Raw genomic sequence first — 17,353 nt, forward strand, 5'->3', positions numbered from 1 at the left:
AGAGGAAGGAGTGCCAGGTGTGCCGATTGTCGGGGAAGGAGTCACTTCTTCGAAGATGAACCCTTCACCGAGGTCCCGGTCCGCCGGGCCTTCCAAGGCTTGGCTGATTCCGAACGCGCCAAGAAAAACGACTGCGATGACAGCGATCGTCGCAAAGACGCGGCGCAAAGCTTCCTTTCCCATGTTTTTCATTGTGGCTGAAATAAATGAGATATAGATGAGAGACGCCGTTAGATGACAAAAAGCCTGTCTCGGCTAAGCCAGGTGCTCGAAGATAATTACCGTCTGGGTGGATGAGAACGCGCGGTTGGAGCCCAAGTGCGCGGCCACGAATGCCCGTAGGTCTTCGATGCTTTGGGTAGCCACCCGAACCAGCAAATCCGGCGAGCCGCCAAGAACGAAGACTTCCCTGACCTCGGCAAGCTCTTTGAGCTGATGCGCCGAGGAGAGCAAGCGGTCTCGGGCTGTGGACGAGACCACAATAGAGATCATGGCGTTGACGGCAACACCAAGAAGACGCTCATTGATCGCGGCATGGTAACCGGTGATCACCCCCGCCTTGGAGAGTGCTTTCACCCGGCCCAAGCAGGTCGATGGCGCCAAGCCGACTGTGGCAGCCAAGACGTTGTTGGCAATTCGAGCATCCTTGCTCAGCTCGGTGAGAATGGACAGATCCGTTTCGTCGACGCGAACAGGATTCGGCATGGCATCGCCTTGAACCGTCCATAATGAACCTGCCACGGCTAATCAACTCAATTCTTTGGAAAAGTTTGGATCTGGTCGCACTATATCGAACTAGATTCTACGATGGATGCACCAGGGAGAACGGAAGTCCTCCCGCTTTGATCTTGGCCGAACAGGAGATCCAATGACCACGGAACTGACCCGAGAGTCCCTTGCCCAATTGGACGCGGCAGACCCGCTGGTGGCCTTTGGCAACCGCTTCAACCTCCCGGAAGGCGTCATCTACCTCGATGGCAACTCATTGGGCGCGTTGCCGAAGGGTGCAGCCGAACGCGCCGCCCAGGTGGTGACCGAAGAATGGGGCCAGGGCCTGATCCGTTCCTGGAACACCGCCGGCTGGTTCGAGATGCCGCTGAAGCTCGGCGACAAGCTGGGGCGGTTGCTGGGCGCGAACCCCAGCGAGACTGCGATCACCGATACCACCACGCTGAATCTGTTCAAGGCCTTGGCCTCGGCACTGCGCACGCAGAAGGCCGATGCCCCGCAGCGCCGGGTGATTCTCACCGAACGAGACAATTTCCCCACGGACATCTATATCGCCGAGGGGTTGGCCGACCTGGTCAACTCGCTCTCGCAGGAAACCGGTGTGGCCTATGAGGTGAAGCTCATCGATGGAGAGTCCTCGCTGCGCACCGCACTGGACGAAACTGTCGCCGTGGTTGCCCTGTCGCATGTGAACTACCGCACCGGTTCCATGTGGGACATGGGCGAGACCACTGCAGCCATCCACGGCTCCGGAGCCCTGGTGGTCTGGGATCTGGCCCATGCCGCAGGTGCAGTACCGATTGACCTGAATGCCGCAGATGCCGACTACGCTGTGGGCTGCACCTACAAGTACCTCAACGGCGGCCCGGGCTCTCCGGCTTTCATCTGGGTCAATGCCCGCCATCATGAACGTTTCTGGCAGCCGCTGTCCGGCTGGTGGTCGCACAAGTCGCCCTTCGAGATGGCTGACAGCTACACGCCAGCAAATGACATTCGCCGCTTCATGTGCGGTACCCAGCCGGTTACTTCACTGGCCATGATCGAGGTCGGCCTGGATATCGCGCTGGAAGCGGACATGGACAAGGTGCGCGCCAACTCGCTGGAGCTGGTGGACCTGTTCATCGAGCTGGTTGAAACCCGCTGCGCCGGCTACGGCCTGGAACTGGTGACTCCACGCGAACATGCTGCTCGCGGCAGCCACGTCAGCTTCCGCCATGAGCATGGGTATGAAATCATCGCTGCGCTCATTGACCAGGGCGTCATCGGGGACTACCGGGAACCGGAAGTCCTGCGCTTCGGCATCACCCCGCTGTACCTGACGCGCACCGATATCTGGGACGCCGTGGAGAAACTGCGTGAAATTCTGCACACCAATGCCTGGCAGCGCGAAGAGTACGCCGTGCGTAATGCCGTGACATAACGCAAATTCCGCCGCTTTCAGGCCTTGGTGCCCCGAAGCCAGCGAATCTGCGCGAGAGTAACCTTAAGAGCAGCACGGCATTTTCGATGCCGTGCTGTTCGCATAGGTCTAAAGGGAGCATCGTTGGGCAAGCAGCCGGTACGCGCCACTGAAGTCGGTTCGGGTTTGAAGAAGTCGCTGACTCCTGGGCAGATGTCCATGATCGCGCTGGGCAGTGCCATCGGCACCGGTCTTTTCGCGGGCAGCAAGCTCGCCATCGCCATGGCCGGTCCCTCGGTGATCATCAGCTACCTCATTGGCGGGGTCGTCGCCTTGCTGGTCATGGGCGCATTGGCGGAAATGACCGTCAAGCAGCCGGTAGCCGGTTCCTTCGGGGTCTACGCCGAACGCTATCTTGGACGTTTCGCCGGGTACCTGACCAAGTACCTGTACTGGTCGGCGCTGATCTTCGCCGTGGGCACCGAAGTCAGCGCGGTAGGCGAGTACATGCAGTACTGGTTCCCCGAGATTCCAGGGCTGGTTTGGGTCCTTGTCTTCTCGGCCGCGCTTTTGGGCGTGAACTTCTCCAGCGTGAAGATCTTCGGAACCACCGAATACTGGTTCTCCGCGATCAAGGTCTTCGCGGTGGTCGCGTTCATCATCATTGCCCTCTGGCTGGTGTTCCACGACCCCAGCGACCAATACGGGTTCCATAACTACTCGGCCGAAGGCGGCTTCTTCTCCAATGGCCTGTTCGGCATGTGGACCGCTGTCATCGTGGCGATCTTCTCCTACATGGGCATCGAGGCGATCTCCATTGCCGCCGCAGAAGCAAAGAACCCCAAGATTGCCGTACGCAAGGCCTTCAAGGTCTCCTTCCTGCGCTTGCTGCTCTTCTACGTGTTCACCATGGCCCTGATCCTCGCGGTGGCGCCCACCAGTGAACTGCTGGCCGGCGGATCGCCATTTGTCACTGTGATGTCCCAGATGGGTATCCCGTTCGCCGATTCGGTACTGAACTTCGTGCTCATCATTGCCGCGCTCTCGGCCATGAATGCCCAGCTCTATGCGGCAACCCGCATGCTGCATTCGCTGGCTGATTCCGGGCACGCGCCGCGCCTGGCACACCGGACCAACAGCGCGGGCGCTCCTATCCACGCGGTGTGGATGTCTGCCGGAGGCATCGCCGTGGCAGCACTGGTCTACGCGCTGGTTCCGGAGGGAGGCTTCGGCATCATGATGTCGCTGGCTACCTTCGGTGCCCTGGCGACGTGGTTCATGATCCTGGTGACCCACGTGTCCTTCCGCCGCCAGGTGCGCCTGGACCGGGCCGTCCTGGAGTACAAGCTGCCAGGCTACCCGGCCGCGTCGATTCTCGGCTCGGTACTGCTCGGCGGCCTGCTGGTGACCTCGTTCTTCGTGCCGGAATTCAAGTACACCCTGATCTTCGGTGTTCCCTTCGTCATCGTAATGTCGGTGCTCTACAGGCTGGTTTTCGCCGGCAAGAAACAGCCTGCGGCGAAGTAGCAGGGCAGTCGTCCGCGGTGCTGGTTCGCTTGAGATCTGCGGAGCGGGCACTAAGATCTTAAGGGGCCTGCCGGTTGGCAGGCGCCGCAACTTTCGAGGAGCAATGGTGGCCAAGCTGTATTTCCGCTACGGAGCGATGAACTCGGGCAAATCCACGAGCTTGCTGCAGGCTGCCTTCAACTACGAAGAACGCGGCCAGCGTATCCTGCTGGCCAAGCCGGGGGTTGACACCAAGGGCGAGAAATCAATCGTTTCCCGCCTGGGAATCGAACGCGAAGTCGACTTCAGCGTGGGGCCGGAAGAGAACCTCCGCGAGAAGTTCGCGGCCCATTGCCTCGGCGATGACCCTGATGCCTTGCTGCCGCATGTGGATGCGCCGCCGGTAGCCTGCCTGCTGGTCGACGAAGTTCAATTCCTCTCCCGCACCCAGGTCGATGATCTTCTGCGCATTGCCGTGCTCGATGATGTCCCAGTGCTTGCCTACGGTATCCGTACCGACTTCCGCACCCGTGCCTTCCCGGGCTCGGCACGCTTGATGGAACTGGCGCACTCGCTTGAAGAGCTGAAGACCATCTGCCGCTGCGGGCGCAAGGCCATGTTCAATACCCGCCGATCGGGTGACCACATTGTTTTTGATGGAGACCAGGTCGCTATCGACGGTGAAGAGGTCTGGTACGAGTCGCTGTGCGCTGCCTGCTATCTGGAAGCCTCCGGCGGCAAGCTGGGCTAGCTCGGTAGCCTTTCGGACCGGAAGCCTCGCGCCGGCCGATAGCCGCCGGCGGCCGGTCCACCCAGTGGCGGCCAGCCGGGTAAGGCGCTGGCCGCGGCCCATTCGGCGTTTTCGTTGCGGGTCAGAGTATCGCTGTAGCTTCGATCTCCACGAGAACTGCTGGCTCGTACAGTTGGGCCACGGCGATCAGCGATGCAGGCGGCATTGGAAGCTGCAACCCGATTTCCTCCGCGACGGATTCGACTCCTTGCATGAACTCCGATATTTTGCTGGTTTCCCAGTCGGTTACGTATACGGTCAGCCTGACGACGTCTTGGAACCCCGCCCCTGCCGAGTTCAAGCCTGCGGAAACGTTGCGTAGCGCCTGCGCCACCTGGCCAGCCAAATCGTCGGGGATCCTGGAGCCGTCGGGCATGTGGGCTACCTGTCCGGCGATGTGGATATGCCGCGTGCCGGATCCCACCGCTACGTGGTGGTAGGGAGTTCCGGGGAGCATCCCGGCGGGGCTTGAATAATTCACTGGCATGGAATTCTCCTTCAGTAGTTCGCTGCTGGATGCAGGTATAAAACTTATACTTGGTCTACAAAAGCAACTGCAACGAAACTAGGTGCAATGGAAGAAACCTCCGAATCGCCGCTGGGCATATCGGCTTCCCACCGCGAACTGCTCGACCAGGTCTTGGACAAGTGGTCTTTGCATGTCTTGAGCCAGCTTTGCGAATCACCCAAGCGATTCAACGAGCTGCGGCGAGCCGTTCCGGGAGTGAGCCAGAAGTCCTTGACCAATACGCTGCGCCGGCTGGAGCGAAATGGCGTCATCGACCGCAGGGTATTGCGCTCCCGTCCGGTAGCAGTCGAGTACCGTGTTGCGCCGATAGGCAAGACCATGCGCGCACCGATCGATGCGCTCCTCGACTGGACAGTGAGCCATATGCCCGATATCGAACAAGCGCGGGAACGATACGACCAGCTCGAAGAACAGAACGGCGATGGCTCATTCCAGGAAGAACCTCCAGAATGAAGGTTCATCCCGCTGGCCCTGCTTCCGGCGCATCGGGATCTCTCGAAGGTGCGGTACCGAAGGCCACGGAATCGAATATTCATCGGCACCGATTCATGCCGGACAGCTAGAGGGCCCAAACCCATTGCGGAAGCAACCGCCCGCTTGCGGCCGCAGGCAAATACCAGGGATTCCTGGAGGGAGTCGTGAACAAGGAATTGATGCATGATGCGATCGAGCAAGGGCGTACTGCCGAGGCTGTTGCCATGGCAGTGCTCCACGACCCTGGCATGCTGGTCGAAGAGCTCGACCACCACCGGATCACGCAGGACGCCCAACCGTACTGGGACTTCGCGCAGGAATGGATCGCTGCCGCTCGGGTGCTCGACAAGCCCAGCTGCTTGTCGACTCGGTGCGGGAAGCGAAGAACTACCTGGCAAGTTTGATTGAGGACGTCTCGGTCCTGAGCGATAACCCGGAAGCTGCCTTGGCCAAAAAGGAAGTTCGAGAAATGACCGCTAGCGCGCGGGAGCTGGCAGAGCTGGGAATTCCCGGCGCGAGGCGTTAGCCGATGAGGCCGGCAACGGCCCGCCGCAGCCCCCAGTCGAAGCCATCAGCCAGGGGCGCGTCGACATCGAGCTGCACGAGGTTCTGGCGGTAGGCGACCGAGCCGAGCACGTGGTTCAGCAAAAGCTGCTGTCCATGGCGGGCATTTTCGGCAGGCAGCCCTGCTGCTTCCAGCAGGGTGCGAAGCTGCAGCACCGGCTGGAGCTCGGTGGCCTGCATTGCGGTGGCGACTTCGATGACCTCGGGGCTGTCCTGGATCGGCAGCAACGCGAGGTAGAGCTTGCGCGCCAGCTGCAGGATTGCCTCGGATGGGGAATTGTAGTCCTCGGCATCCACCGACAGTGCAGGGGTATTCAGCAGCTGGGCGGCAACCTGCGCCAGCAGCTCCTGCTTGTTCTTCACATGCCAGTAGAGCGCACCGACCTGGACATCGAGTTCCTTGGCCAATCGGCGCATCGACAAATCAGCCAACCCGAACTGTTGCAGGATGCCGACCGCGGTGTCCACGACCGTTAACTGAGTCAATGCCATGGTGACAAGTCTAGTCGCAACGCCTGTGCGCGCTCAGGCTCCAAACACCGTGCGGTCCAGGAAGTCGTTGCGGAACTTGCCGGACGGATCCAGGCGCTGCGCCAATGCAATGAAGTCGTTGAACTTCGGATACAGCCCGGCCAGCTGCGTAGAGGTGGCTGCGAAGAGCTTGCCCCAGTGCGGGCGTGCCGCAAAAGGAGCCAGTGCTTCCTCGATCCGCGGTAGGAGCGCCTCGACAGCCTCCTGCTGGGGTTTCCAGGTGAAGTGCAGGGCGATGCCGTCACGGCCGTAGTTTCCACTGAGCCACAGTTCATCGGCGGCAATGGTGCGCACTTCCGAGACCAGCAGCAGGGGAGTGATGGCGGGGGAAAGCCCGCGGACGGCCTGGATCGCTTCTGCCGCGTGCTCGCGCGGGACCAGGTATTCGGTCTGCAGTTCATCGCCGGCGCTGGGGGTGAAGTCCATGCGGAAATGCGCCAAGCGATCCGACCATGGACCGGTTGCTCCGAGCTGTTGGCTGCAGATGGACCCATCGGCACCGGGCAGCGGGTGCATCGCAGCAGTTGCCGGGAACCCGCCGAACCGGCCCTGGTCAAAATGCTCTACCAGCGCATCGCCGACGCGGCGCTTGAGCCAGGTCTGGCCTACCTGCTCGCCGCTCCAGTCAGTGAACAGGCTGACGCTGTAGGCCGAAGCCTGGATGGTGTCGAAGCCGTCGAGCACCTTGTCCCAGGACAGATCCTGGTAGACGGTCTGCTGCATCTCGAAGCTCGGCAGGATATCCAAGGTGAGGTGGGTCAGCACGCCCAGCGCGCCCAGGCCGACCACGATGCCATTGAAATCCTCGTCGCCGCGCTGCACGCTCAGTTGCGAGCCGTCGGCCAGCACCAGTTCCACTGCGCGCACGGCGGTGGCGAGGTTGCCATGGGTTTCGCCCGAACCGTGGGTTCCGGTGGATACTGCGCCGGCTACCGAGATATGCGGCAGGGAGGCGAGATTGTGCAGGGCATAGCCGGCGCGTTGAAGTGCATCAGCCAGGGCGCCGTAGGTGGTGCCGGCGCTGACGCGCACGGCCATGGCCAGCGCATCAATCTCGATGGCTTCCGGCATCTTGGCCAGCGTGATCATGGTTTCGCGGGTATCGGCGATGTCATTGAAGGAATGGCGGGAGCCCAGGACCTTCACGGCCTTGGCTGCGCGAACAATATCCTGCAGCTGCTCGAGGCTGGCGGGAAACAGCAGTTGCGCGGCCCGGTATTCAAGATTTCCGGCCCAGTTCAGTTCCTTGTTGCGCAGTTCCACGGCTAATCCTTACTTGTCGAGCCACTGGCTGGAAACCAGTGCGCGATAGCGTTCCAGTATCTGCGGGGCCAGTTCCATCGCTGGGACTTGGGCAGTGCCCTGGGCCCAATTGGGGAATTCCCCGGCCAGTACGCCGGCCGCCTGGCGGGCTGCGCCATCGGCGACGTATTCGCCCGGGGCCGGGATCAAAATTGGCAATCCCAGGATCTGGGCGGCGATCTGCTGGACCGCGCGGGACTGCGCGCCACCGCCGACAAGGATGATGCGCTGCGCTTCAACCCCTTGGGCTTCCAGTGCGCGCAGGCCGTCGGCTAGCGAGCAAACCACCGCTTCCACGGCGCTGCGGGCCAGATTCGCGGCGGTGTAGTTGGCTCGGGTGATGCCATGCAGCGAGCCGGTGGCCTCTGGCAGGTTCGGGGTGCGCTCGCCGTCGAAGTAGGGCAGCAAGGCCAGCCCGTCGCTACCCGGGACGGCGGATAGTGCCAGGTCATTGAATTCTTCGAGGCTGACCTGCAGCAGGGTGGCGGTGGCATCGAAGATGCGGGTGGCATTCAGGGTGCATACCAATGGCAGGTAGTTGCCGGTGGCGTCGGCGAAGCCTGCCACCAGGCCGGAGGCATCTGCCGATGGGGAATCGGCAACCGCGAAGACGGTGCCGGAGGTGCCCAGGGACATGACGACGTCGCCCACCGTGGCGCCTACGCCCAAGCCGGCCGCGGCGTTATCGCCCGCGCCGGCACCGATCAGTGCTCCGGAAGTGGTGCGGCCAATGGATTCCAGCGGGCCAGCGACCGTAGGCAGAATCGGGGCGTGGCCCAGATGCTGCTCCAGCGCCTCGTAGTCATAGGCGTTTTCGGCGGCACGGTAGTAGCCGGTGCCCGAGGCATCCGAACGATCGGTGCGCAGGGCGGCCAGCCCTGCTGCCCCGGAGCCCGGGCCGTAGCCGGCCAGGCGCCAGGACAGCCAGTCGTGCGGCAGGCAGACGGCAGCGACCTTGGCCGCGTTCTGGGGCTCATTGTCCCTCAGCCAGCGCAGCTTGGTCAGCGTGATCGAGGAGACCGGGACGGTGCCGGTGCGCTGTGCCCAGTACTGGGCGCCCGCCGCGGCATCGCCCTGGCCTGCCTCGGTGATGATCTGGCTGGCCGCCTGCGCGCTGCGGGTGTCGTTCCACAGCAGTGCCGGGCGGATCACCGCACCGCTGGCGTCGAGCACCACCATGCCATGCTGCTGCCCGCCCACCGAGATGGCGTCCACGTCGTCCAGGCCCCCGGCCTGGGCGATCGCTTCCTGCAATGCGCTGAACCAGGATTCCGGATCCACTTCGGTGCCATCGGGGTGCGAGGCACGGCCGGAGCGGACCAGGGCGCCTGTTGCGGCGTCGCGGATGACCACCTTGCATGACTGGGTGGATGAATCTATGCCGGCAACGAGCGTCATTGTTCTTCGGCTGCTTTCTGCGGTGGGCGGGGGTGAGCGGTCTAGCGGGCGTTGAGCAGGTGCTCGATGGCCAGCTGGTTCAGGCGGATGAACGCGAAGTTGCGCTGCGCTGCGGCGTTGGCGTCGAAGTCGGCGAAGCTTGCCGCATCGTCCATCAGCTGCTGCGCGGTTTCGCCGGCGTCCAGGGTGCTCTCGCCCAGCTCGAACACGCCCGAGAGCTTCATCGCCTCCTGGACCTCGGGGTCTGCGCGGAATGCCTGTGCGCGTTCCTTGAGCATCAGGTACATGGACATGTTTGCCTTGGCCGAGTCCCACACGCCGTCGTAGCCGTCGGTGCGCGATGGCTTGTAGTCGAAGTGGCGGGGGCCATCGTACTTGGGTCCGCCGGTCGGGAAGCCGTTCTCCAGCAGGTCGACGGTGAAGAAGGCGCTGGTCAGATCGCCGTGGCCGAAGACCAGGTCCTGGTCGTACTTGATGCCGCGCTGGCCGTTGAGGTCGATGTGGAACAGCTTGCCTGCCCACAGCGCCTGGGCGATGCCGTGGGTGAAGTTCAGGCCAGCCATCTGCTCGTGGCCGGTCTCCGGGTTCAATCCGACAATGTCCCCGTGTTCCAGCTTCTCGATGAAGGCCAGGCCGTGGCCTACGGTTGGCAGGAAGATGTCGCCGCGTGGCTCATTCGGCTTCGGCTCCAGCGCGATGCGCAGGTTGTAGCCTTTTTCCTTGATGTAGCCGGCTGCGGTGTCCACGCCTTCGCCCATGCGGTCAAGTGCCGCGGCCAGGTCCTTCGAGCCGTCGTACTCGGCGCCTTCGCGGCCGCCCCACATGACGAAGGTTTCGGCGCCCATTTCGGCTGCCAGGTCGATGTTGTGCAGGACCTTGGCCAGCGCGAAGCGGCGGATCGAGCGGTCGTTGGAGGTGAAGCCGCCATCCTTGAATACCGGGTGGCTGAACAGGTTGGTGGTCACCATCGGGACCTTCAGGCCGGTTTCTTTGAGTGCTGCACGGAAGTCCGAAAGGATCTGCTCGCGCTGGGAAGCGGTGGCGTCAAAAGGAATCAGGTCGTTGTCGTGGAAGGTGATGCCGTAGGCGCCGAGCTCGGCCAGCTTGTGGACAGCTTCCACCGGATCCAGGTTCTTGCGGGTGGCGACACCGAAGGGATCGGCACCGGTCCATCCCACGGTCCACAGTCCAAAAGTGAAGCGGTCGGCGGCGGTTGGCTGAAGAGTCATGGGATGCATCCTTGGATCGGGGGTTGGCTGATGCCATTTAGTTTATGTCCTGAACTATATGGGTGGTGATGCGCTAGAGTCAATAGCGAGCAGTGAACGATTCGTCCCAATAAATTCTCAAGGAGAAGGCATGCGCCAACCAGCGTCTAGCGCCCGTGCCGCAAGCTCTTCGGCCCCGGGTAACGTCGGAGACGTGCGCAAAGCCAACCTGGCCAGGGTCCTATCGGTGATCGCAGGCGCAGGGGAAGACCAGCGGTTATCACGCGCCGATATCGCCCAACTCAGCCAGCTCACCAAGGCCTCGGTCTCCAGCCTGGTCGCCGATTTGCTGGCGGCCGGACTAGTTATCGAAATTGGCGTGCACCGCGACGGGGAACGCGGGCGGCCCTCGGTGGGGCTCATCCTGAACCCCGCACGCTGTGTCATGGGCATGGAAATCAACGTTGACTACATAGCCGCCGGGCTGGTGGACCTCAGCGGCAAACTGCTGGCACACGAAATCCTGCCCAGTGCCAACCACAGCTCAACAGCCAGCGAAGTGCTCGCTGCGCTGGGAGAGCTGAGTCAAAGGCTCCAAGCTGCCGCCCGGGCCCAAGGGCTAATGATTCTCGGCGGCGGGTTGGCTGTTCCTGGTTTGGTCAACGAGGAGCGGTACACCGTCCTGCAGGCCCCTAACCTCGGCTGGGAGCGGCAAGACCTGGATGTCGCAGCATTGCTGCCCGACGCCAAAACCCGCTTCAGGCTCTTTAACGAAGCCAACGCCTCAGCGCTGGCCCAGCAGCAGTTGATGGACGTCCAAGAACGCGACTTCCTGTTTGTCTCCGGGGAAGTGGGCATCGGTGGCGGATTGATAATCGACGCTGAACTTTTTGCCGGTCCCCAGGGACACGCCGGTGAACTCGGGCATGTGGTGATTGCCCCCGAGGGCAGGGCCTGCAGCTGCGGCGGTCGTGGATGCTTGGAAACCATTGCCGGGCAGGAAGCGATCCTGGCTGCCGCTGATCTAGGGGCGATGGTCGATAGCGCCTCGCGCCAACGGCGGATCCACCAGCTATTCCAAGCGCTGGAAACCGGAACCGAACCCGCGCTGAGCGCGGTAGCCGAGGCCGGAAAATCCTTGGGAATTGCGGTGGCCTCGGCCATGCGCCTGTATGACGTTTCCACGGTAGTCTTTGGCGGGCACTTTGCCGCCCTGGAACAGTGGCTACGTCCTGCCATGGAAGCCAGCCTCCAGATGCACGCGCCGAGCATCGCCGGCCAGGCTCGACTGCTGTGCTCGCCGCTGGGTCAAACAGGTGCGCTGGTCGGTGCCGCGCGCAGCGTGGCGGGGGACCTGTTGGAGGCCCCGCATCAGCTGGTGGGTTGAGAAACGCCTACCGGCTGCTGCAGTTCGGCCACCCAATCACCTTGGTCTTCGGAGATGGCACGCACGTAGACTTCGCGGCACGGACCGGTCGGAACCAAACCGCGGGCTAGGACTTCTTCGTGCACGGCCTGCCAGCTTTCATGGATGGTGTCCATGGAGCCGAGGTGCACTCCGCAGATGGCTTCGGGCACCGCGGGGAGCTCGATGATTTCGACATCGGCGAGGTTGGGAGCGTTAGTGGCGTATCCGGCAATGACCTCTACTCCATCCTCAGTTCCGTTGTATTGCGCAATGGGCGTGGCAAGGCTTTGGCCCTGAATGGACTGCGCGATTCTGTCGAAGAGCGGGCCGATGCGACCAGCGATTTCAGGTTGCTCGGACACCGTGAAGCGGCCTGCGGCCAAGCGCACTGCGGGCAGTGGCTTGTGGATGATTTCAATGCGTGACATGAGATTCTCCTTTGAGATCAAGCGCAGGCGCCGTTGCACATCCTGCAGCCGCTGCGTGGCCAGCCGGTGTTCGGCCTCGACCTGCGCGGCACGATTCTGCAAGTGCTCAGCAATCTTTTCCGCGGTGGCTCCCTGATCCAGGATCAGGGAAACCTCTTCCAGGCCGAAACCCAGCTCGCGCAAGGCCACGATCTGATGCAAGCGCTGGAGCTGGGAAGGGTCGTAGGAACGGTAGCCGCTGCACGGGTCTACGTGGGCGGGCTTGAGCACCCCGGCGGTATCCCAGTGCCGCAGCATGCGGTGGGTAACCTGGCCGATCTGCGCAAACGCCCCGATGGATAGCATGCTTCAGTTCTCCGCCCTCACACTGTGTCAGGGGCAAGCCCTTGGCTGGTTTTGGAATAATTGTTGCATCGCGAGAGTTCTCCCGGGCGGTTTTGACGGCCGGCAAAGTTCCGGAATCTCCGAGCAGCTACGCATGAATCCTTGGATGAGGCAGCAGCTGGCTATAGTCTTCCAGGGTGAAGACCCGTCAAACCGCCTTGCGCTTCCTCAACCTGGCTCGGATACTGTGGGCGCTGGCCACCCTGGGCGCTATCGTGGCGACCTACGCCGACACTGCCTCACGGGGCCCGGTGCAGCCACTGAATTTCTTTGGCTACTTCACCATCCAGTCGAATCTGGTGGTGGTTCTGGTCGGGCTTATCGCAGGACTGATGGGCCTAGCCAAGGGTGCTTCGATGCCCCGCTGGGTTGTGGGCCTGCGTGCCATGGCGAGCGTGTGCATGGTCGTGGTCGGGCTGATCTACCTCACGCTGCTGGCACCCTTAGGGGCCGCAGGCGGGGTTCCGCTTCCTTGGGCGAATTGGGTAATGCATATTCTCGGTCCCCTGCTGGTTCTGGCCGATTGGCTCTTGGCCAGGGACCGTACTTCCCTGTCCTACCGGGCAGTGCCGCTATTGCTGATTTACCCGTTGCTCTGGACCGGGGTAGTGCTGATTCGCGGAGCGTCCGATGGATGGGTTCCTTACCCGTTCCTCGACCCGGATCAGGGATACCCCGTCATTGCCCTGTACGTTGTTTCCATTGCCGTGCTCTTCGCGGGAATAGCTTTTCTGGTTGTCGCTTATGGCCTGCGTGGGCGACATCGTGACGTGCAACTCGAGATTCGCTAATCGTTTCGGTAAACTTTGGTCGTAAGAGCCCCTAACTCTTGCAACGGACCTTCAGGTTTCAGTGAGCAGGACAGGGGCATATTTTTTGTCCGGCACCGTGCCGGGACGGCGCTAAGCACGCCGCAACCGCTGCTTTAAGCAAGGGGGAGGATCCCATGCCAGCAATCGTGATCGTCGGAGCCCAATGGGGCGATGAAGGCAAAGGAAAGGCTACCGACCTGCTCGGTGGCAAGGTCGACTATGTAGTGAAGCCAAACGGCGGCAACAACGCCGGGCACACCGTGGTCGTAGGCGGCGAGAAGTACGAGCTCAAGCTCCTTCCTGCCGGCATCCTTTCCCCGAACGCCACTCCGATTATCGGCAATGGCTGCGTGGTGAATCTTGAAGCCCTCTTCGAAGAAATCGACGGCCTGGAATCGCGCGGCGCCGACACCTCGAAGCTGCGCGTTTCGGCCAACGCCCACCTGGTGGCCCCGTACCACCAGACCATGGACAAGGTCACCGAACGCTTCCTGGGCAAGCGGGCCATCGGCACCACCGGCCGCGGCATCGGCCCCGCCTACATGGACAAGGTCGGACGCCTGGGCATCCGCGTGCAGGACGTCTTCGACGAGTCCATCCTGCGCCAGAAGGTCGAAGGCGCACTGCGCCAGAAGAACGAGCTGCTGGTCAAGATCTACAACCGCCGCAGCGTCGAGGTCGAGGAAATCGTCTCGTACTTCCTCTCCTACGCCGAGCGCCTGCGCCCGCTGGTCATCGACTCCACCTACGAGCTGAACAAGGCTCTGGACGAGGACAAGGTCGTGCTGATGGAAGGCGGCCAGGCCACCTTCCTGGACGTGGACCACGGTACCTACCCATTCGTGACGTCCTCCAACCCGACTGCTGGTGGCGCGTCCGTGGGTTCGGGCATCGGCCCGACCCGCATCACCCGCTCCATCGGCATCATCAAGGCCTACACCACCCGCGTGGGTGCTGGTCCGTTCCCTACCGAGCTGTTCGACGACATGGGCCTCTACCTGCAGAAGACCGGTGGCGAATTCGGCGTAAACACCGGACGCCCGCGTCGTTGCGGTTGGTACGACGCCGTGCTGGCTCGCCACGCCTCGCGCGTGAACGGCTTCACCGACTACTTCGTGACCAAGCTGGACGTGCTCACCAACATCGAGCAGATCCCGGTGTGCGTGGCCTATGACGTTGACGGCGTGCGCCACGACGAAATGCCGATGACGCAGACCGACTTCCACCACGCGAAGCCGATCTTCGAGTACTTCCCGGGCTGGACCGAGGACATCTCGGGCGCACAGACCATGGAAGATCTTCCGGAGAACGCCCGGAACTACATCCTGGCCCTGGAGAAGATCTCCGGAACCCGCATCTCCGCCATCGGCGTAGGCCCGGACCGCGATCAGACGATCGTGCGCCACGATTTGATCAAGGACTAGTTCCTGTAGCCAAGGAGCCGCCGCAGTTCATCAGCTGATGAACTGCGGCGGCTCCTTTTCGTGCACTAGAACCTAAGACATGCTGGTAGTGCGGTTCAGGCACCCCAAGATGAAATTCTCGGACTGGATGGCGGGCATGGCGGTTTCTTCGGACATGCACAACCAGCACGTGGATGGATCACGAAGAAACTCGAATGCCGGAACAGATTACTTGTCAGCGGGCATTGCCGTGCATGAGGCCGGGCAGGTTCTGACAGGCCGCAAATGAGGCACGGCATCTTTCATGTTTCCGGGTGGCAAGCCGGAGCCGGACGGACCTCCTATCGATGCGGCCGTGCGAGAAGTGAGTGAGGAGCTACGGACAACCCCGTGTCTTGTTATGTACCTGGCGGGGTGAGCCGGTCGATCCGTTTTCTGGTGTCAGCGGCAACGTCGAGGATCATGGGGGTGAACCAGCCTTCTGCGCGCGATTGCTCGATGAGCGCCGGGAGCGCATCCAGCATCGCTTCCAGAGTGGCGCGGATCTGCCTGGCGGCAATTTTCGCTGGGATACCCCACGAGGACACTTCGTCCATCAGGTGCCTGCCGTTGACTTCGTCGATGTGCACGCCGGCGCCTACGTGCAGGGACAGCTCGCGGTCGGCGTGCTCCCATGCTGCGGTGGGGACCACATCGTAGGCCGGCGCCAGTCGCACGGTTCCGCGGTCGATGGTCAGCCCGATGTTCCGGGCGTGCATGTCGCAGTTCCCCAAGGCCAAGTTCACGGTCAGGTATTTGAGCAGGAGTTCGCGCTCTCGCGGAGGATTTGAAGCGTTGTCGGTGAGGACCTGGGCGATTAGCTTCAGCGTGGGGGATTTCTCTGCGGGTTTCTGGTACTTCTGCTTCATGCCGAGCGCTTGGCAGAAGTCCTCCTGGTGGATGCGCCGCACAGGTTCGGATTGGGCGTCGCGGTCGTAGCGTTCAACCAGGATTGCTTTGCGGCCTTGGACGGTGATGACTTCGGCGGCGGCGGCGATTTGGCGTTTGGAGCGGCTCAGGCGCACGGAGGCTTCGACCAGCCTCAGGCCGAACAGTTCCAGCTCGGCGATGGACGGCCATTGTTCGGTGCCGTCTTCGTTCAGCCGCGCGGGTTTGAGGATGTGGGTGGTGGGGCTGCCGTCCAGGGGCATGCCGATGCGGGGTCCGTCGCGGACTACGAGCAGCTTGCCTTGGAGTCCTCCCAGGCTCACCCGGATGGAGCTGTCGATGCCGATGCCCAGGGGTGCTGTGGGCAGGTTGGTGATGGCTTTGGCCAGTTCCTCGGCGGTGGTCCAGCGGATATTGTGCGGTTCGTTGTTGGGTTCTTCGCCCAGGGGGAGCACTTGGACGGCGCCGGCGCAGTCCTTACCGTAGGCGCCGAGCATCATGAAGGTGTCCACGTGAGCGATTCTCGCCTTGTCGGCGAGCATTTTGCGGATGTCGTCTTCTGGCAGCAGGCCGTCCAGGAAGTGGACGCATTCGACCCAGGGGTAGGGTTCTTCCCGGATGGGCAGCTTGGTGGACAGCAGTGCGCTGCTGTTTTGAGCTTCGGGGGTGTACTGCAGGGAAATGGTGCCGAAGCCGTGATCGGTGATGGTGGCCGTGTGCACTCCATCGAACCATAGTGCCAGCTGTGGGTCCGCCACCTCAGCTCCTCTTGACTCGGTGGTGGATGCTGCGGGCGTTGTGGGCCATGCTGTTGCGGATGGCGTTGGTCTCGCCGGAGTGGCGCGGGGCGATGAGCAGATCCAGGCCGAGGATGGACATGATTTCGAGCAGGATGTTGGCGTTGCCGAGCTTGCCGTTTTCGATCGCGCTGATGGTGTTGCGGGAGATGCCGAGCTGGTCGGCGACGTCCTCTTGGCTCAGTCCGAGGTCGATGCGCTGTTTGCGCAAGGTGCTTCCTATGGCTTTGGGGTCGTTTCGCATGCGCCCGCCTTTCTCTTAAAGCCCATTTTATCGTGAATTAACCCCGATGACATCATAATGTACTGATTTTTGCGCTTTAGTAGGTCAGTGGCTTTAATGAGCAGAATCTTGTGCATTAGCGCATGGTGAGCATTAATGCCCAGAAATTTGATCTTTAATCACTGTGTGCCACTAAAGACCAAAAACTGCGCATTACCGCTAAGGTGCCAAAAGGCCAGCACCACCAGCAAGCTGGTCGTGCTGGTGGTGCTGGCAATCATCATGATCGGCCTGGGTCAGCTGCCACACCATCTATTTCGGGTGATGAAAATATGAGCATCAACGACAGATCAGAAATAAAGGGTTTCAAGTCTGCGGGAGCGATAAAGAAGCCGAGATGCCAACGCTGCAATACTGCCGTTTCTAAGTTCCCGTGCGGCAAAGACGCGTCCTGCTGAATTGTGAACTCATAATTTCATGTTCCGCTTGGATTCCTGCGCAGCCTATTCTGGGGCGCTGGATGTCGAACAGAAAACGAGTA

Annotated in this window: 20 protein-coding genes; 10 read left to right on the forward strand and 10 right to left on the reverse strand. The window is 61.9% G+C overall.

The features are described from left to right. On the reverse strand, nucleotides 1–183 hold a 183-nt coding region (locus ACI2JZ_RS17330), incomplete at its 3' end, for a hypothetical protein (protein WP_404598702.1). Nucleotides 184–255: 72 nt separating this feature from the next. After that, the gene (locus tag ACI2JZ_RS17335) at nucleotides 256–705 is read right to left on the reverse strand and encodes an Lrp/AsnC family transcriptional regulator (RefSeq protein WP_133834961.1); all 450 of its coding nucleotides are present in this window, start codon (nucleotides 703–705) and stop codon (nucleotides 256–258) included. Nucleotides 706–868: 163 nt separating this feature from the next. On the opposite strand from ACI2JZ_RS17335, the gene kynU reads away from it, so the two are divergent. The 3 genes from kynU to ACI2JZ_RS17350 all read left to right on the forward strand — a co-directional run bounded on the left by kynU (nucleotide 869) and on the right by ACI2JZ_RS17350 (nucleotide 4,385). Next, nucleotides 869–2,149 carry a kynureninase gene (kynU, locus tag ACI2JZ_RS17340; RefSeq protein WP_133834960.1) on the forward strand — a complete coding sequence of 427 codons (1,281 nt, stop codon included), beginning with the start codon at nucleotides 869–871 and terminating at the stop codon, nucleotides 2,147–2,149. A gap of 123 nt (nucleotides 2,150–2,272) precedes the next feature. Then, nucleotides 2,273–3,655, forward strand: coding sequence for an amino acid permease (locus ACI2JZ_RS17345; RefSeq protein WP_133834959.1), 1,383 nt, complete (start codon nucleotides 2,273–2,275; stop codon nucleotides 3,653–3,655). A 106-nt stretch (nucleotides 3,656–3,761) separates the two neighbouring features. Beyond that, the gene (locus ACI2JZ_RS17350; protein WP_133834958.1) at nucleotides 3,762–4,385 is read left to right on the forward strand and encodes a thymidine kinase; all 624 of its coding nucleotides are present in this window, start codon (nucleotides 3,762–3,764) and stop codon (nucleotides 4,383–4,385) included. 121 nt (nucleotides 4,386–4,506) lie between these two features. Here the strand turns inward: ACI2JZ_RS17350 and ACI2JZ_RS17355 are convergent, their stop codons facing one another. Then, complete coding sequence (locus tag ACI2JZ_RS17355) at nucleotides 4,507–4,911, reverse strand: RidA family protein (protein WP_133834957.1); 405 nt, start codon at nucleotides 4,909–4,911, stop codon at nucleotides 4,507–4,509. An 87-nt stretch (nucleotides 4,912–4,998) separates the two neighbouring features. Here ACI2JZ_RS17355 and ACI2JZ_RS17360 point away from each other — a divergent pair, with 87 nt between their 5' ends. Both ACI2JZ_RS17360 and ACI2JZ_RS17365 read left to right on the forward strand, forming a co-directional pair. Then, nucleotides 4,999–5,406 (forward strand): helix-turn-helix domain-containing protein, encoded by a 408-nt coding sequence (locus tag ACI2JZ_RS17360; protein WP_128470770.1) that lies wholly within the window; start codon nucleotides 4,999–5,001, stop codon nucleotides 5,404–5,406. A 185-nt stretch (nucleotides 5,407–5,591) separates the two neighbouring features. Continuing rightward, the gene (locus ACI2JZ_RS17365; RefSeq protein WP_133834956.1) at nucleotides 5,592–5,831 is read left to right on the forward strand and encodes a hypothetical protein; all 240 of its coding nucleotides are present in this window, start codon (nucleotides 5,592–5,594) and stop codon (nucleotides 5,829–5,831) included. 118 nt (nucleotides 5,832–5,949) lie between these two features. Here ACI2JZ_RS17365 and ACI2JZ_RS17370 read toward each other — a convergent pair whose 3' ends face one another. Genes ACI2JZ_RS17370 through xylA form a run of 4 tightly spaced genes read right to left on the reverse strand, consistent with a single transcriptional unit; the run spans nucleotide 5,950 to nucleotide 10,451 of the window. After that, nucleotides 5,950–6,483, reverse strand: coding sequence for a TetR/AcrR family transcriptional regulator (locus ACI2JZ_RS17370; RefSeq protein ID WP_133834955.1), 534 nt, complete (start codon nucleotides 6,481–6,483; stop codon nucleotides 5,950–5,952). A 33-nt stretch (nucleotides 6,484–6,516) separates the two neighbouring features. Further along, nucleotides 6,517–7,785 carry an FAD-binding protein gene (locus ACI2JZ_RS17375; protein WP_133834954.1) on the reverse strand — a complete coding sequence of 423 codons (1,269 nt, stop codon included), beginning with the start codon at nucleotides 7,783–7,785 and terminating at the stop codon, nucleotides 6,517–6,519. Between the two features lie 9 nt (nucleotides 7,786–7,794). Then, nucleotides 7,795–9,222 (reverse strand): xylulokinase, encoded by a 1,428-nt coding sequence (xylB, locus tag ACI2JZ_RS17380; RefSeq protein WP_133834953.1) that lies wholly within the window; start codon nucleotides 9,220–9,222, stop codon nucleotides 7,795–7,797. A 41-nt stretch (nucleotides 9,223–9,263) separates the two neighbouring features. Then, the gene (gene xylA, locus ACI2JZ_RS17385; protein WP_105662643.1) at nucleotides 9,264–10,451 is read right to left on the reverse strand and encodes a xylose isomerase; all 1,188 of its coding nucleotides are present in this window, start codon (nucleotides 10,449–10,451) and stop codon (nucleotides 9,264–9,266) included. A gap of 193 nt (nucleotides 10,452–10,644) precedes the next feature. On the opposite strand from xylA, the gene ACI2JZ_RS17390 reads away from it, so the two are divergent. Further along, the gene (locus ACI2JZ_RS17390; RefSeq protein WP_404598704.1) at nucleotides 10,645–11,817 is read left to right on the forward strand and encodes an ROK family protein; all 1,173 of its coding nucleotides are present in this window, start codon (nucleotides 10,645–10,647) and stop codon (nucleotides 11,815–11,817) included. On the opposite strand, the gene ACI2JZ_RS17395 is transcribed toward ACI2JZ_RS17390, so the two are convergent. Further along, nucleotides 11,802–12,611, reverse strand: coding sequence for a MerR family transcriptional regulator (locus ACI2JZ_RS17395; protein WP_332503703.1), 810 nt, complete (start codon nucleotides 12,609–12,611; stop codon nucleotides 11,802–11,804). The genes ACI2JZ_RS17390 and ACI2JZ_RS17395 overlap by 16 nt on opposite strands. Nucleotides 12,612–12,787: 176 nt before the next feature. Here ACI2JZ_RS17395 and ACI2JZ_RS17400 point away from each other — a divergent pair, with 176 nt between their 5' ends. From ACI2JZ_RS17400 to ACI2JZ_RS17415, 4 genes are all read left to right on the forward strand, one after another. Next, a complete protein-coding gene (locus tag ACI2JZ_RS17400) occupies nucleotides 12,788–13,441 on the forward strand; it encodes a Pr6Pr family membrane protein (protein ID WP_105657920.1) in 654 nt (217 codons plus the stop codon). A 155-nt stretch (nucleotides 13,442–13,596) separates the two neighbouring features. Next, nucleotides 13,597–14,886 (forward strand): adenylosuccinate synthase, encoded by a 1,290-nt coding sequence (locus tag ACI2JZ_RS17405; RefSeq protein WP_133834950.1) that lies wholly within the window; start codon nucleotides 13,597–13,599, stop codon nucleotides 14,884–14,886. Nucleotides 14,887–14,995: 109 nt separating this feature from the next. Further along, nucleotides 14,996–15,154: a hypothetical protein gene (locus ACI2JZ_RS17410; protein WP_402697469.1), complete on the forward strand. Its 159-nt coding sequence runs from the start codon at nucleotides 14,996–14,998 to the stop codon at nucleotides 15,152–15,154. 15 nt (nucleotides 15,155–15,169) lie between these two features. After that, nucleotides 15,170–15,283 carry an NUDIX domain-containing protein gene (locus ACI2JZ_RS17415; protein ID WP_286172329.1) on the forward strand — a complete coding sequence of 38 codons (114 nt, stop codon included), beginning with the start codon at nucleotides 15,170–15,172 and terminating at the stop codon, nucleotides 15,281–15,283. On the opposite strand, the gene ACI2JZ_RS17420 is transcribed toward ACI2JZ_RS17415, so the two are convergent. After that, nucleotides 15,264–16,550, reverse strand: a complete 1,287-nt coding sequence (locus tag ACI2JZ_RS17420) for a HipA domain-containing protein (protein ID WP_133834949.1) — start codon at nucleotides 16,548–16,550, stop codon at nucleotides 15,264–15,266. The genes ACI2JZ_RS17415 and ACI2JZ_RS17420 overlap by 20 nt on opposite strands. A gap of 1 nt (nucleotide 16,551) precedes the next feature. Continuing rightward, nucleotides 16,552–16,833: a helix-turn-helix domain-containing protein gene (locus ACI2JZ_RS17425; RefSeq protein ID WP_133834948.1), complete on the reverse strand. Its 282-nt coding sequence runs from the start codon at nucleotides 16,831–16,833 to the stop codon at nucleotides 16,552–16,554. Nucleotides 16,834–17,353: the final 520 nt, after the last annotated feature.

The sequence above is a fragment of the Microbacterium sp. NPDC087868 genome (assembly GCF_044900755.1).
Lineage (GTDB): Bacteria > Actinomycetota > Actinomycetes > Actinomycetales > Microbacteriaceae > Microbacterium > Microbacterium galbinum.

Coding starts and splice junctions, on each gene's coding strand:
- kynU (WP_133834960.1), top strand. CDS start 869: ATGACCACGGAACTGACCCGAGAGTCCCTTGCCCAATTGGACGCGGCA.
- ACI2JZ_RS17335 (WP_133834961.1), bottom strand. CDS start 705: ATGCCGAATCCTGTTCGCGTCGACGAAACGGATCTGTCCATTCTCACC.
- ACI2JZ_RS17395 (WP_332503703.1), bottom strand. CDS start 12,611: ATGCTATCCATCGGGGCGTTTGCGCAGATCGGCCAGGTTACCCACCGC.
- ACI2JZ_RS17425 (WP_133834948.1), bottom strand. CDS start 16,833: ATGCGAAACGACCCCAAAGCCATAGGAAGCACCTTGCGCAAACAGCGC.
- xylB (WP_133834953.1), bottom strand. CDS start 9,222: ATGACGCTCGTTGCCGGCATAGATTCATCCACCCAGTCATGCAAGGTG.
- ACI2JZ_RS17405 (WP_133834950.1), top strand. CDS start 13,597: ATGCCAGCAATCGTGATCGTCGGAGCCCAATGGGGCGATGAAGGCAAA.
- ACI2JZ_RS17410 (WP_402697469.1), top strand. CDS start 14,996: ATGAAATTCTCGGACTGGATGGCGGGCATGGCGGTTTCTTCGGACATG.
- ACI2JZ_RS17355 (WP_133834957.1), bottom strand. CDS start 4,911: ATGCCAGTGAATTATTCAAGCCCCGCCGGGATGCTCCCCGGAACTCCC.
- ACI2JZ_RS17370 (WP_133834955.1), bottom strand. CDS start 6,483: ATGGCATTGACTCAGTTAACGGTCGTGGACACCGCGGTCGGCATCCTG.
- xylA (WP_105662643.1), bottom strand. CDS start 10,451: ATGACTCTTCAGCCAACCGCCGCCGACCGCTTCACTTTTGGACTGTGG.
- ACI2JZ_RS17415 (WP_286172329.1), top strand. CDS start 15,170: ATGTTTCCGGGTGGCAAGCCGGAGCCGGACGGACCTCCTATCGATGCG.
- ACI2JZ_RS17360 (WP_128470770.1), top strand. CDS start 4,999: ATGGAAGAAACCTCCGAATCGCCGCTGGGCATATCGGCTTCCCACCGC.